The organism is Burkholderia sp. PAMC 26561, assembly GCF_001557535.2.
GTDB lineage: Bacteria > Pseudomonadota > Gammaproteobacteria > Burkholderiales > Burkholderiaceae > Caballeronia.
On the sequence record NZ_CP014306.1, the window covers coordinates 2,068,853 to 2,082,535 of the forward strand.

The window sequence follows — 13,683 nt, forward strand, 5'->3', positions numbered from 1 at the left end:
GCACCAGAAATGCAAAAAGCCACGGATGTCCGTGGCTTCATGGTGGCGAAATGTGCGCAGGCTTGAAATCAAGCGCCAATCCGTGACGAGCCAGCGGCATCCCTAAGGGAGCGGCGAGCGGCGACGTCGAAGATTGGTCTGGAGGCTGAGCATCTGCGAAGAATACGATAGGAAGTTCCTGCATGTAAACCGTGGCGGCCGATTTTTATCGAACCGTCACGTCCTGGACCTTGACGAACAGACCCGATCAGACCGGATTCGCGAGATCGGCCGCGCTGGTGAACGAGTCGGCGAAGAATTCGTCCTCCGGCAAGCGGTGATGATTCGTGAAGTCGCGTTGCGCCGATTCCACCATCACCGGCGCGCCACATGCGTAAACCTGGTACGCGCTCAAGTCTGGCAGATCTTCAATGACAGCACGATGAACAAAGCCGGTCCGGCCGGTCCATGCATCGGTTTCATCGGGTTCTGACAAAACCGGAACGAACGAGAAGTTCGGCACTTCTTTCGCCCATTGTTCGGCGAGCTCCATCATGTACAGGTCCTGCTTGCGGCGCCCGCCCCAATAAAGCGTCATGGGACGGTTCAGGTTCTTGAACACCGCATGCTCGATGATTGCCTTGATCGGCGCAAAGCCCGTACCGGATGCGAGCAGGACGATCGGCTTCTCGGAATCTTCGCGCAGGAAGAACGTGCCGAGCGGGCCTTCGAAGCGCAGGATGTCACGCTCTTTCATGTTGCCGAACACGTGGTCCGTGAAGGTGCCGCCGGGCATGTGACGGATATGCAGCTCGATCGGGCCTTCATGGTGCGGCGGGCTTGCCATCGAATAACTGCGGCGCTTGCCGTCCTTCAGAATGAATTCGATGTACTGCCCGGCCAGATACTGCAGCCGTTCGTTCGCGGGCAACTGCAGCTTCAGCTCCACGACATCCGTGCCCTTGCGCTCGAGCGCGTTCACGCGGCAGGGCAGCTTCTTGACCTGGATGTCTCCTACGCCGGCGACTTCGCGCACGTCGACCACGAGATCGCCCTTGGGCGTCGCACAGCAGAGCAGCGCCATGCCGCGGGTTTTTTCATCGTTGGACAAGGCCGACGACGAATGCGGCGCCTGCTCCACTTCGCCGGACACGACCGTGCCCTTGCACGAACCGCAGGCTCCGTTCTTGCAACCGTAAGGAAGTCCGATGCCCTGGCGCAGCGCTGCGAGCAGCACCGCTTCGTCAGGTTCTACCTGAAACTGCCGGCCGCTTTGCCGGAGCGTAACGTTGAAAGCCATAGATCCTGGATGAGTTGGATGAAACAAAAGCCAAAGCGCTCGCGGCTACAATCGACAGCATGATTGCCACTCGAAAACTTCGCCGCGCGCGCGTGCTGATTGCCGGTTGCGGCGATGTCGGCATGCGCTGCGTGCCGCTACTCGCCCAACGTGCCGCCGCGCCCCGCGTGATCGCGTTGTCGAGCCAGCCCGCACGCGCCGCCGAACTGCGTGCAGCCGGAACGACGCCGCTCATTGGTGACCTCGACGATCGCCGCAGCCTGCGCCGCCTCGCCGGGCTTGCCTCGACGGTCCTGCATCTCGCACCGCCCCAAAAATCCGGCGATGACGACTTGCGCACCCGCGCACTGATCGCAGCATTAAGTGCGCCGCGACGTTCCGTGGCACGGGTTGCGACCACAGCGGTGGCCCGCCAACGAGCATGGCGCGGCTGGTTTCGTGCGACCTTTGCGCGCGGTGCCAGCACCACAAAAAGAGCGTCCATTGTACCCGAGCGGGTTTCGGATTCCCCTGCGCGCGGCCGGCCGATACGCGTGGTTTACGCGAGCACGTCCGGTGTTTATGGCGATTGCGGCGGGGCCTGGATCGATGAAACCCGTCCCGTGCGGCCGGACAACGGGCGGGCGAAACGGCGGGTATCGGCGGAAACGCAATTGCGCCGGGCGGCACGGCGCGGTCTGATGAGTGCATCGATTGTGCGGATTCCCGGCATTTACGCGGGCAACCGGTTGCCGCTTGCGAGGTTGCAGAAGGGGACACCCGCTCTCGCGCCCGCGGACGATGTTTTCACCAATCACATTCATGCCGACGATCTCGCGGCCATCATGGTCCTGGCGATCCGGCGTGGACGGCCGCAGCGCGTGGTGCACGCATCGGACGACAGTGAATTGCGCATGGGCGATTATTTCGACCGCATCGCCGACGCCTATGGGCTGCCGCGCGCCCCGCGCGTTTCGCGCGAAGAAGCCGAAGCGCAACTCGAACCGATGATGCTCTCGTTCATGCGCGAGTCGCGACGCTTGAAAAACGCCCGATTGCGTCAGGAGATGCGTTACGCGTTGCGATATCCGAGCATCGACGACTTCTTGAAGCGCGTTGAGGTCACATCAGGACCGGCAACGTCTCCAGCAGGATGAAGCACAGCAATGCGCCAATCAGCGCCCCGATCAGGTTCGGTTGGTAACGGTGGCGAAGGTGCATCGTCACCATCATACCGGCGATAAACACCACGCTGATTGCCACGAACGCGATCATTGCAAGGCTCATGTGGGCGGCCATGACGGCCCTCCTGCTTTTTTTAATAGTCGTGAAAGCAGTATAGATTTTGGTCCGACGAAAGGCATGCTGCAGTGCGGCTACGGTGTTTGCGTTTTGCAACGCTAACAAAAAGCTAGCGTGAATCGATGAACGCCGAGACATCCGCGAGTACGGTCGAGCGTCCCCGCAAGGGCAGCGCCAGCGCCGCGACGATCCGAACGTGGCTGAACCCGTCGTAGTGTTTCACTTCCACCGAATCACCATGTTTGCGCAGCACCGCTGCGAGACGGTCGGTGTTGCCAGGATCGACGGTGGTGTCGTCGGTGCCGGCGGCAAGGAACATCGGCGGTTCGTGGCCGGTGACGTAGTTGACCGGCTGGCTTTCGGGACGCGTGCTGGCCGGGAAGACATCGAGCAGCGTGCGATCTCGTATTGGCAGGAAATCGTAAGGTCCGGCGAGGCCGATCACGCCGCGCAGATCGGCCTTCGACATCGATTGCGACGCCAGATAACGCGGGTCCGTCGCGATCAACGCCGCGAGATGCGCGCCGGCTGAATGGCCCATCACGAACAAGCGGTCCGGATCGCCGCCAAATTCCTGCGCATGATCGCGGGCCCAGCGCACGGCGGCAGCGGCGTCATCGACAAAACCGGGAAAAGCCGTCTCCGGATACTTCCGGTAATCGGGCAACACGGCTACGTAGCCACGCGAGGTCAGCGCCTGAGCTACGAAAAGGTAGTTGCTGCGGCTGCCGTTCTGCCAGCTTCCGCCGTAAAAGAACACGACGACAGGGCGCTTTTCACCCGGCGCGGCCGGTTGCGAGGGAACGTAGACATCGAGTTCCTGTTCCTCGTCCGAGCCGTAGGCGATATCGGCCGTTTTCCGATAACCGCTCGACGGAATCGCTGCGTTCAAAAGTCTGACAGGGCTGCATGCGGCGAGCGCCGTGGCGCACAAGCTGGCGAGACCGAGCATCAGGGTACGGCGTTTTTGTTGTACTGGCATGAAGTTCTTGATGCGAAGGGATGCCAGGATTTACGTTTGGCCGGCCCGGATGGATGCAGGGCGATCAGCTTTGCCTGAGCATTGCGAGATCGGCGTCGTTCAGCCAGCGCCATTGGCCTTCAGCGAGATCGGGCGGCAAAGCATAGCCGCCAATGCGTTCCCGATGCAGTCCTTCCACGCGATTCCCCGACGCGGCGACCATGCGCTTGACCTGGTGATACTTACCCTCCAGCACGGACAGTTCCAGCAGCCGTTCGCCGCGTTGATTTGCCGAGACGGCGGTGATCGGCTGCGACTCGCCGTGCAAAAGAACGCCTTCGCGAAGCGCGGCGAGCTGGGTTTCATCGAGTGGATGTTTGGTGGTTGCGAGGTAGACCTTCGGCACTTTCTTTTTCGGCGATGTGAACGCATGGACGAACGCGCCATCGTCGGACAAAAGCAGCAGGCCGGTCGTGTCCTGATCGAGCCGTCCGACGCACTGCACGCCACGCTCCGCGAGTTGCAGCGGCAGCAGGTGGAACACGCTCAAATGATGCTGCGGGTCCCGCGAGCATTCATAGCCTGGCGGTTTGTTCAGCACCAGATACGCTTTTTCGCGATACTGCCAGCGGACGTCATCGACATGGAACTCGAAGGACATCAAGGCATCCGGGGTAATCGTGGTGTCCGGATTGGTGCATGCCGCTCCGCCGATGGACACGCGCCCGTCCGCGATCAGCGCGCGGCATTGCCGGCGTGAGCCAAAGCCCTGTGTGAAGAGAATGCGTTCGAGATCCATCGGGGCGTTGCCTGGCTCAAGTGAAGTGAAGCGAATTGAAGGGCGGGCGCACATTCTAGCAACGCGCATGAAAGGCCATTTTTCATGGATATGCCTTCCACTGCGGTCTATGCTTTTCCAACGAGTGAGAACGAATCACACGAGCTACGCAAATCACGCGAACCACGAAAGGAAGCTGAAACCGCATTGACGCATTATCGGTTCGACACCCCTCTTTTTCCTCAAGGAGCACGACATGGCAAAAAACACGGTCGCGGAATTTCTGGCGAAGACATTGGCCGCAGCGGGCGTCGAACGAATCTGGGGCGTGACGGGCGACAGCCTGAACGGACTTGCCTATAGCCTCGATCAGGTCGGCTCGATCAAATGGATGCACACGCGGCACGAGGAAGTCGCGGCGTTCGCGGCCGGCGCCGACGCTGCGTCGACGGGAAAACTCGCCGTCTGCGCCGGCAGTTGCGGCCCGGGCAACCTGCATCTGATCAACGGCTTGTACGACTGCCACAGGAACCAGCAGCCCGTCCTGGCGATCGCTGCGCATATTCCGTCGTCGGAGATCGGGCTCGGGTACTTCCAGGAAACGCATCCTACCGAACTGTTCAAGGAATGCAGCCATTACGTCGAGCTGGTCTCGAACGCCGCGCAGTTTCCCCGCGTGCTCGCCCGCGCAATGCGCACGGCGATCGAAGAGCGCGGCGTGGCGGTGATCGTGCTGCCAGGGGATGTGGCGTTGAGCGAAGCGCCTGCCGAGACGCCATCGTGGTCGTCGACGGGTCCTTCGACCATCCTGCCTTCGGATATCGATATTGAAAGGCTCGCGGCCATGCTGAACGAGTCGGACGCCGTCACGCTCATGTGCGGCAGCGGCACTGCCGGCGCGCACGACGAAGTCGTCGCACTCGCGGACGCGCTCGGCGCACCGGTCGTGCATGCAATGCGCGGCAAGCAGTTCATCGAATGGGACAATCCGTATGACGTCGGCATGACGGGGCTGATCGGCTTCAGCTCGGGTTATCACGCCATGATGTCCTGCGACACGCTGCTGCTGCTCGGCTGCGATTTCCCGTACCGCCCGTTTTATCCCACTGACGCCAAGATCATCCAGGTCGACTGGCGCGGCTCGAAGCTCGGCGCGCGCGCGCCCTTGTCGCTCGGACTGGTGGGAACGGTGAAGGAAACGGTCGCGGCCGTGTTGCCGAAGATCACGCGCAAGCCGGACCGCGGTTTCATCGATACCGCGCGCAAGCACTACGCATCGGCGCGAAAGGGACTCGATGAACTCGCGACACCCTCGGGTCCCGGCCGCCCGATCCATCCGCAATACCTGACGAAGCTGATCAACGAAGCAGCCGACGAAAACGCCATCTTCACCGCCGATGTCGGCACGCCGACCGTCTGGGCGGCGCGCTACCTGACGATGAACGGCAAGCGGCAGCTTCACGGCTCGTTCAACCACGGCTCCATGGCGAACGCGATGCCACAGGCGCTCGGCGCGCAAGGCGCGCATCCCGGGCGGCAGGTGATTTCGTTGTCGGGTGACGGCGGTCTGTCGATGCTGCTCGGCGACCTGTTGAGCGCCCGCCAACTCCAGTTGCCGATCAAAGTGGTGGTTTATAACAACAGTCTGCTCGGCTTCGTTTCCATGGAGCTGAAGGCCGCTGGTTACCTCGATACCAACGTCGATCTGGCCAAGACCAACTTCGCGGCGATCGCGCAGGGCGCAGGCATTTTCAGCATCCGCGTGGAAGAGTCGGAGGACATCGCAGAGGCGCTGCAGAAGGCTTTCGCGCATCCGGGGCCGGCGTTGGTGGACGTGGTGACAGCGAAACACGAACTCGCCATGCCGCCCAAAGTGGAACTGGCGCAGGCAAAAGGCTTCAGCCTCTACATGCTGCGCGCGATCCTGAACGGTCGCGGCGACGAAATCGTAGAGCTCGCGAGGACTAATTTTCGATAGGAATATTCTGATTTCGTTGAAATTCTGGTTATTTCGAACAACAATGCGATGCTGCAATCGATTTACAACTCCAGGGAGATTGGCAATGAAGAAGTTCTCGCAGATCGCATTGGTTGGTGCACTCGCATTTGCGTTTGCAGGCGCGGCAATGGCTCAGGGAGCAGGCGGTGGCGGCGGTTCGAAGACCGACGAAAGCAAGCCGCCGGTCAGCCCAGTTGAACCGAAGCCGCATCTGCCGCATTTGAAGCATCATAAGAAAGCGGCATCGGAAGCTGGCGGTACTACGCTGCACAAGCAGGACAAGGCATCGCACATGAAGGGCGCATCGGCGGCTATGGCTGCATCGGCGATGGGCACGAACGACAAGGGCGCACCGCAATAAGCGGCCCTGAAGTAGATACGAAAAAGCGGCACGCGTGAGCGTGCCGCTTTTTTTTATCGCCGTCGCGAGCTTACTCTTCGCTGGTCGCCGCCACTTTGGAGCGACTGCGTGGCGTAGTCTTGCGAGACGCTTTTTTCGCCGCTGTCTTCTTGACCGCGGGTGCTTTTTGGGACTGGACGGTATCAGGGGCATCGACGTTTGCACCCGGCTCAGCATGGGTCGGCGGTGCCGCAGCTTTCTTCGATGCCACCTGACGCCCGCGCCTTGCCGCGCCGCGCTTCGGTTGCGGCGCCTCGGTGATCTCGCTCAGCAACGCAAGCGCTTCTTGCTCGCGCTCCTCGATGGCGGGTATCGGCGCAATGGCCGGTTCTTCGACAGTCACCGGCGCGGGATCGAAGTAGGGCGGTTCAGCCTGGACGTTCGGCGCATCGGCGAACAGCGGTTCGCGGACCTGCTGCGGTCGCGCGTTGCGTCCATTCCCGCGATTACGCTCCCGGCCTGATCCTTGACGCGACTCGGCCTGAACTTCGGGTTGCGTCGCGGGGTGCGCTTCGGGCTCTTCTTCATAAAACGGCGATACCGGGCGCTTTGACTGCTCGCTCGGCTCGCTTCTGCGATGCCATTCGTCACCAAAGTCGGTTTGTGCTTCGACCGGGGCATCGGCTTGCGCTTCGGAAGGTGCCTCGGCTTGCGCTTCAGCAGGCATATCGGCCTGCGCCTCGGCGAAGAGCGGTTCGGAAGCCTGCGGCCGCGTGTTGCGTCCCCGCCGGCGATTGCGCTCGCCACCCGATCTCGCCGCCTGACGGTTTTCCGCCGCGACAACCGGCGCTTCGACTTCGCGCACCGTTTCGACTGCAGCGACCGTCTGCGTCCTGTACACGAACGCGCCCGATTTCTCGTCGCGCCCGACTTCCAGCAACCCACGCGACTGCGCTTCCTCCAGCAAATTGCCGAACGCGCGGAAGCCATAGTACGACTCGTTGAAATCAGGCTTGCGCCGCTTGATCGCGCTCTTCAAGACCGATGCCCAGATCTTCCCGCTTTCGCCGCGCTCGGAAGCGAGGTCATCGAAGGTTTCGACCGCAATCGCGATGGCTTTCGCCTTGCGCGCTTCGATTTCCTGCTTGGGCTGGCGGTCTTCGTCGGAGCCGCGCTTGTTCGGTGAAGACGCCGATGCAGCCGCCGCATTCGCATCGCGCGCGTCGCGTGCTTCACGGGCCTCGCGCGCTTCACGTTTGGCGATGGCGCGTTGCTGCTCGCGCACGAGGTCATCGTAGAAAATGAATTCGTCGCAGTTCGCGACGAGAAGATCGGAGGTCGAATTTTTCACGCCCACGCCGATCACTTTCTTCGCGTTCTCGCGCAGCTTCGAGACCAGCGGTGAGAAGTCCGAATCCCCGCTGATGATCACGAATGTATCGACGTGGGACTTCGTATAACAGAGGTCGAGTGCATCGACCACGAGGCGGATATCCGCCGAATTCTTGCCCGACTGACGCACGTGCGGAATTTCGATCAGCTCGAAACTCGCTTCGTGCATGGCGGCTTTGAAACCCTTGTAGCGATCCCAGTCGCAGTAAGCCTTTTTCACCACGATGCTGCCCTTGAGCAGCAGACGTTCGAGCACCGGCATGATGTCGAACTTGTCGTACTTCGCGTCGCGCACGCCGAGGGCGACGTTTTCGAAGTCGCAAAACAACGCCATGCTGACGCTTTCGGGGAATGAGGCCATAGAAACTCCAGCAGAATGCCGGGCGTACACGGCAGTATTAATGTGCGCACATGATATCTGTTTGTGCGGCGCGGTTTGCGGCGTGAAAAACAATCAGCACGCGGAATGGAGTGTTGGCGCGGCCGGCGGAAAACATCGCTCACATATGAAGTCGATGAACACCCGCAATTTCGGAGCCACATGTTTGCCCGATGGCCACATGATGCGAAACGTCCCGCCGCTCTGCGCGCAGTCGTCGAGCACGTCGACCAGCCGGCCCGACGCCAGATGCTCGTGGATCGCGAAATCCGGCAGATAAGCGATTCCCACGCCCTGCAACGCGAAGCAGATCCGCGCTTCAAGGCTGTTGCAGACAATCGACGGCGGCAGTTGAAAGTCGGTTTGCACTTCGTCCCGGTGAAGAGGCCAGACCTCCAGCTTTCCTGTATTGGGATATCGGAACTGAATGCATGTGTGCTGCATCAGATCGTTTGCGCTCAGAGGTTTCCCACGTGCCTCGAAGTACGCGGGCGAGCCGACCAGCAGCATGTGGTACGCGCCCATGCGCCGGCTCGTGAGACGTGAGTCGAGCACATCGCCGGTGCGAATGACGGCATCGAATCCTTCTTCGATGATATCCACCTGCCGGTCCGTGAAATCCAGATCCAGGTCTACGGCCGGATAAGCCAGTTTGAAGCCGGCGATCACATGCAGGAACGGCTCGGTGACAAGCGGCAGGCTGACCCGCAAGCGGCCGCGCGGCGCGACATTCACCTGGGACAACTCGGCTTGCGCCGCCTCGATTTCAGCGAGGATGCGGCGGCTGCGCTCAAGGAACAGCGCGCCTTCGGACGTCAGGGTGACGCTGCGTGTGCTGCGGTGAAACAGCCGCACACCGAGCCTTTCCTCCAGCGCGCTCACACGCTTGCCGACCGCCGACGCCGATACCCCGAGCAACCTGCCCGCTGCCACGAAACTTCGTGTCTCCGCGACCTGAACGAAAACGTTGAAGGCGCTGACGCTGTCCATCTTCATCTCCCGATTACGGAGACAAACCTCCGCACAGAGCGGAACTCTACCCTACTTACTCCGGAACCCGGCGCTGCCTAGCATGAGACATCGCCAATTACGGAGTCCAACGCTCATGAACACCACCATCAATCGCTGGGAAGTCCCGTCGCTGGGCCTCGATAAACTCGCTATGCGCACCGCGCCCCGTCCCATGCCAAAGCCGGGCGAAATGCTCGTGCAGGTCGAAGCGGTCTCGTTGAATTACCGCGATGCCGAAGTCGTCGACAACGGCATGGGCAACACTCTCGAATTTCCGTTCACGCCGGGTTCCGATATGGCCGGACGCGTCGTGGAACTGGGCGAGGGCGTGACGCGCTTTGCGGTCGGTGATCGCGTGATTTCGGCCTACATTCCGGGCTGGATCGATGGCGCACCGCGCTCATGGGCCGAGGCGCCCACGCAAGGCGGACCGCTGCCCGGCATGCTGGCCGAGTTCATCGCGACGCCGGCGGAGTGGTGCGTGGCGGCGCCGGCATCGCTGACGGCGGCCGAGGCCAGCACGCTGCCCGTCGCGGCCGTGACGGCGTGGATGGCGCTCATCGAGCTAGGTCATCTGAACGCCGGTCACACGGTTGTCGTGCAGGGAACCGGCGGCGTGTCGCTATTCGCGGTCCAGCTTGCAGCGGCGAACGGCGCGACGGTGATCATCACCAGCAGCAGCGACGAGAAAATCGCCCGCGCGCTCGAACTCGGCGCAACGCACGGCATCAACCGCCACAAGACGCCCGATTGGCAGCACGAAGTCCGCAAGCTGACTCATGGCCGTGGCGCGGAACACATCCTCGAGATGGCCGGCGGCGATAACCTCGCGCGTTCGCTTCAGGCCGTGGCGACGGGCGGCCGGATCTCGGTGATCGGATTGCTGGAATCGGATCAGCTCACGCTGCCTATCCTGCAGTTGCTTGGCAGCAGGGCATCGGTGGTGGGAATCGCGGTCGGGCCGCGCCGCGTGCTGGAAGACGTGGTGCGCATGATCGACCGGCACGAGATCAAGCCGGTTATCGATGCGGTGTATCCGTTTTCAGAAGTGCCGCAAGCGTTCGAACATCTGAAGCGTGGTCCGTTCGGCAAGGTCGTGGTGCAGGTCGCCAAACCATGACCCACGCGATAAAACCCGCCAGCGCAATGCCGTACATTGCGCTGATTTGTTCTCTGCACACGCGGTGTCGCTGGCGTTCGTGGGACATCGTTTGGTCTTGTGCTCGCCATACCCGCGACAATCCGGGTCGCCGACAAGTTTTCCTATGAGGCGTCGTCCCTGTTCTGCGCGGCTGTGGATTTTCGCGGCGCTGCCGATGGTGGTGATCGTGGCGAAGGCCGCGATGTTCGGCGCGCATGCTCAAAGGCGGGGTGTGTCGGCCCAGCTTAGTTGATCCGCCCGTAGCCCATGTCTTGCAGCAGCATGGCGTAGGCGCGTTGTTCGTCGCCGCCGCACTCGGCGATCAGGCTTTGCCAGTTGCGTCGCGCGAAGTAGCGGCGAATCACGGAAAAGACCGCAAAGCGCATTGCCCATGCAACGATGGTCAGGCCAATGTACTGGACACCGGGCAAGAAGTACCACGCGCTCAGGGTGAAGCCGGTGAGGACGAGCGTGGCCAGCACCATTAGCGCGTTGACCGTCGCCATCTGTACATAGAGTCTTCGCGCTGGGTCTGCCATGTCGCTCTCATCGCTTGCGTTGCCTTGTACGCCCGGAAAGCAATGCATTTCCCGAGACCATGGAAGACTTTACGGCAAATTTTGAGGAAACTTGAGAACGCCGCTTCGTATTCGTGTGGGAACGAACATGGGCCGCAGCCAAGAGAGGCTTTTGCGTGTGGACTCAGATGAGGACTTCAGATATTTGCGTGGTGCCCGGGGCCGGAATCGAACCGGCACGCCTTGCGGCGGGGGATTTTGAGTCCCCTGCGTCTACCAATTTCACCACCCGGGCAAACAGCATTTGAACTTGCCAGCAGACCCGGAGTAAATCCGACGCCAACCGGCAAGTCAGCGATTATGCCTAAAATCGTTTGCGGCGGCAAGCCTCTGAACGTCTGCCCTGGATAACACAGTTCACTGGCTCAAATACGTGAACTGGCCGTTTTTGATGATGCCCATCACGCTCGCCCGCTGGTCCAGCCCGACGTGATCCGTGACGCTGGTGCTGACCACGCCGTTCGGCACGACCAGCTCATGCGCGTGTTCCAGTTCCGCGCGCAACGCAACGCGAAACGCCGGCGTTCCAGGTTGCCCGGCCTTCAACGCGCGCCCAACTGCATCCTGCAAGCGCGGATAGACACCGGCTGCATCGCCGGCAAACTGGGTCACCGTGCCTTTGCCGTACCTGGCCTCGTAAGCATCGACGAAAACAAGCGCCGCTTTCTTCGATGGATGATCCGCCGGCAACGTCCGCGCGACCACGACCGGTTGTGTCGGGAAGAGCGTGCCTTCCACGTCCTTGCCGCCGAGCTTGATGAATTCCGGCGTCGCAATGCCGTGCGTCTGGTAGATCGCGCCCTTGTAGCCGCGCTCGACCAGCGTGCGCTCGGGCAATACGGTCGGTGTACCCGCGCCCGCAATCAGCACTGCGTCCGGCTTCGCTGCCATCAGCTTGAGAATCTGGCCGGTCACGCTGGCATCGGTGCGATTGAACCGCTCGCTCGCGACCACCTTGATATGCCGCAACTCGGCGAACTTGGAAAACTCGTTGAACCAGCTATCGCCGTAACTATCGGCGAAACCAATGAAACCCACCGTCTTCACGTTGCGATTGACCATTGTGCGGGTCATCACGTCGGCCATCGCGCGGTCGGTCTGGGCCATCTTGAACGCCCACACTTTCTTGCCTTCCTGCGGCTCGACCACCGATGCCGATCCGATCAGCGTGATCATCGGCGTCTGGTATTCCGCGACCGGATCGAGCGCCGCGAGCGCTGCCGGCGTGATGTTCGGTCCGACGATGACATCGACCTTGTCTTCGGTAATCAGCTTGCGGATATTGCGCACGGCGGCGCCCGGGTCCGATCCGTCATCGAGGATGATGTATTCGGCCTGCTGACCCGCGATGGTCTTCGGCCACATCAGCATTGCGTTCTTGCTCGTGATGCCGATAGCGGCCGCTGGCCCCGTACTCGACAAGTCGATGCCAACCTTCAACTGCGCGCTGGCCGCTGCGCTAAAAAAGCGACCGCGCTGAACACGAGCGCCGGCCGCATGAACTTCGACAACTTCATTGGATGGTCTCCGCGAAGAGGTGTGGTTTAGAAAGAGGGAATCAAAGCTCGTAGCTTTCGTGCTCGCCCGAAAGCGCCTGTTCTATGAGCTTGCGGTTCATGGAAGGCGAAAGCAGTTCAACGAGCGTGTATACATAACTGCGCAGATACGCACCTTGTTTCAACGCGAGCCGCGTGACGTTGGTGCCGAACAGATGGCCAACAGGCATCGCGCGAAGATGTTTGTCGCGTTCCGGGTTGAAGGCGATGTCCGCGAGAATGCCCACGCCCAATCCGAGTTCCACGTACGTCTTGATCACGTCGGCATCGATTGCTTCCAGCACGATGTCCGGCGTCAGGTGGCGCAGCGCGAACGCCTGATTGATCTTCGAGCGGCCAGCGAACGCATTGTCGTACGTGATGATCGGGTATTGCGCCAGGTCGTCGAGCGTCAACAGCTTGCGCTCGAGCAGTGGATGATCGGGCTGCACCACGGCCACGTGATGCCACTGGAAACACGGCAACGAGACCAGTTCCTTATAGTTGGCGATTGCCTCGGTCGCGATCGCGATGTCCGCCTGATCGTGGATGACCATTTCGGCAACTTGCGTCGGGCTTCCTTGCAAGATCGAAAGGTGGACCTTGGGAAAACGCTTTTTGAACTCGGCGATGGCTGTCGGCAACGAATAGCGCGCCTGGGTGTGCGTGGCGGCAATTACGAGGTTGCCCTGGTCCTGCGCGGCGTAATCCTTACCGACCCGTTTGAGGCTCTCGACTTCCTGCAAGATTTTTTCCACCGATGCCAGGATAATTCGCCCTGGCTCCGTCAGCGAACGTACCCGTTTGCCATGACGTGTGAAGATTTCGACTCCGAGTTCATCCTCGAGCTCGATGATTGCCTTCGATACCCCCGGCTGCGACGTAAACAGCGCTTTAGCAGCTTCGGTCAGGTTGTAGTTCTGCCGGACGGCTTCGCGCACGAAGCGAAACTGGTGCAGATTCATATATAACCCATCCGCATATCAAAGTAATTTATCAGTCGTTTGCA

At 61.1% G+C, this 13,683-nt stretch carries 12 protein-coding genes, 1 tRNA gene and 1 pseudogene; 4 read left to right on the forward strand and 10 right to left on the reverse strand.

Going from position 1 to position 13,683, the window contains the following annotated elements:
• Window positions 1-247 precede the first annotated feature (247 nt).
• Window positions 248-1,279, reverse strand: a complete 1,032-nt coding sequence (locus AXG89_RS09585) for a CDP-6-deoxy-delta-3,4-glucoseen reductase (RefSeq protein WP_061998743.1) — start codon at window positions 1,277-1,279, stop codon at window positions 248-250.
• A gap of 59 nt (window positions 1,280-1,338) precedes the next feature.
• Between AXG89_RS09585 and AXG89_RS09590 the strand changes: the two genes are divergently transcribed.
• On the forward strand, window positions 1,339-2,415 hold the full coding sequence (locus AXG89_RS09590; RefSeq protein ID WP_062170482.1) for an NAD-dependent epimerase/dehydratase family protein: 1,077 nt from the start codon (window positions 1,339-1,341) through the stop codon (window positions 2,413-2,415).
• On the opposite strand, the gene AXG89_RS42075 is transcribed toward AXG89_RS09590, so the two are convergent.
• The 3 genes from AXG89_RS42075 to AXG89_RS09600 form a co-directional block, all read right to left on the reverse strand.
• Window positions 2,381-2,557, reverse strand: coding sequence for a hypothetical protein (locus AXG89_RS42075; protein WP_162916029.1), 177 nt, complete (start codon window positions 2,555-2,557; stop codon window positions 2,381-2,383). The genes AXG89_RS09590 and AXG89_RS42075 overlap by 35 nt on opposite strands.
• 112 nt (window positions 2,558-2,669) lie before the next feature.
• Window positions 2,670-3,542 carry an alpha/beta hydrolase gene (locus AXG89_RS09595; RefSeq protein WP_062169440.1) on the reverse strand — a complete coding sequence of 291 codons (873 nt, stop codon included), beginning with the start codon at window positions 3,540-3,542 and terminating at the stop codon, window positions 2,670-2,672.
• A 64-nt stretch (window positions 3,543-3,606) separates the two neighbouring features.
• Window positions 3,607-4,320 (reverse strand): pseudouridine synthase, encoded by a 714-nt coding sequence (locus tag AXG89_RS09600; protein ID WP_062169442.1) that lies wholly within the window; start codon window positions 4,318-4,320, stop codon window positions 3,607-3,609.
• 235 nt (window positions 4,321-4,555) lie between these two features.
• On the opposite strand from AXG89_RS09600, the gene poxB reads away from it, so the two are divergent.
• Window positions 4,556-6,277, forward strand: a complete 1,722-nt coding sequence (poxB, locus tag AXG89_RS09605; RefSeq protein WP_061998745.1) for a ubiquinone-dependent pyruvate dehydrogenase — start codon at window positions 4,556-4,558, stop codon at window positions 6,275-6,277.
• A gap of 85 nt (window positions 6,278-6,362) precedes the next feature.
• Complete coding sequence (locus tag AXG89_RS09610) at window positions 6,363-6,659, forward strand: hypothetical protein (RefSeq protein ID WP_061998746.1); 297 nt, start codon at window positions 6,363-6,365, stop codon at window positions 6,657-6,659.
• Between the two features lie 70 nt (window positions 6,660-6,729).
• Here AXG89_RS09610 and AXG89_RS09615 read toward each other — a convergent pair whose 3' ends face one another.
• Together AXG89_RS09615 and AXG89_RS09620 are read right to left on the reverse strand one after the other, a co-directional pair.
• On the reverse strand, window positions 6,730-8,391 hold the full coding sequence (locus AXG89_RS09615; RefSeq protein WP_062169444.1) for an NYN domain-containing protein: 1,662 nt from the start codon (window positions 8,389-8,391) through the stop codon (window positions 6,730-6,732).
• Between the two features lie 93 nt (window positions 8,392-8,484).
• Window positions 8,485-9,399 (reverse strand): LysR family transcriptional regulator, encoded by a 915-nt coding sequence (locus AXG89_RS09620; RefSeq protein WP_062169446.1) that lies wholly within the window; start codon window positions 9,397-9,399, stop codon window positions 8,485-8,487.
• 115 nt (window positions 9,400-9,514) lie between these two features.
• Here AXG89_RS09620 and AXG89_RS09625 point away from each other — a divergent pair, with 115 nt between their 5' ends.
• Complete coding sequence (locus AXG89_RS09625; RefSeq protein ID WP_062169447.1) at window positions 9,515-10,540, forward strand: zinc-dependent alcohol dehydrogenase family protein; 1,026 nt, start codon at window positions 9,515-9,517, stop codon at window positions 10,538-10,540.
• Window positions 10,541-10,806: 266 nt separating this feature from the next.
• Here AXG89_RS09625 and AXG89_RS09630 read toward each other — a convergent pair whose 3' ends face one another.
• The 4 genes and pseudogenes from AXG89_RS09630 to AXG89_RS09645 all read right to left on the reverse strand — a co-directional run bounded on the left by AXG89_RS09630 (window position 10,807) and on the right by AXG89_RS09645 (window position 13,639).
• Complete coding sequence (locus tag AXG89_RS09630) at window positions 10,807-11,100, reverse strand: hypothetical protein (RefSeq protein WP_143325560.1); 294 nt, start codon at window positions 11,098-11,100, stop codon at window positions 10,807-10,809.
• A 189-nt stretch (window positions 11,101-11,289) separates the two neighbouring features.
• Window positions 11,290-11,374 (reverse strand) — tRNA-Leu (locus AXG89_RS09635).
• Window positions 11,375-11,496: 122 nt separating this feature from the next.
• Window positions 11,497-12,600 (reverse strand): annotated as a pseudogene (locus AXG89_RS09640) (ABC transporter substrate-binding protein); the annotation flags it as partial.
• A gap of 97 nt (window positions 12,601-12,697) precedes the next feature.
• Window positions 12,698-13,639, reverse strand: coding sequence for a CysB family HTH-type transcriptional regulator (locus AXG89_RS09645; protein ID WP_061998752.1), 942 nt, complete (start codon window positions 13,637-13,639; stop codon window positions 12,698-12,700).
• Window positions 13,640-13,683: the final 44 nt, after the last annotated feature.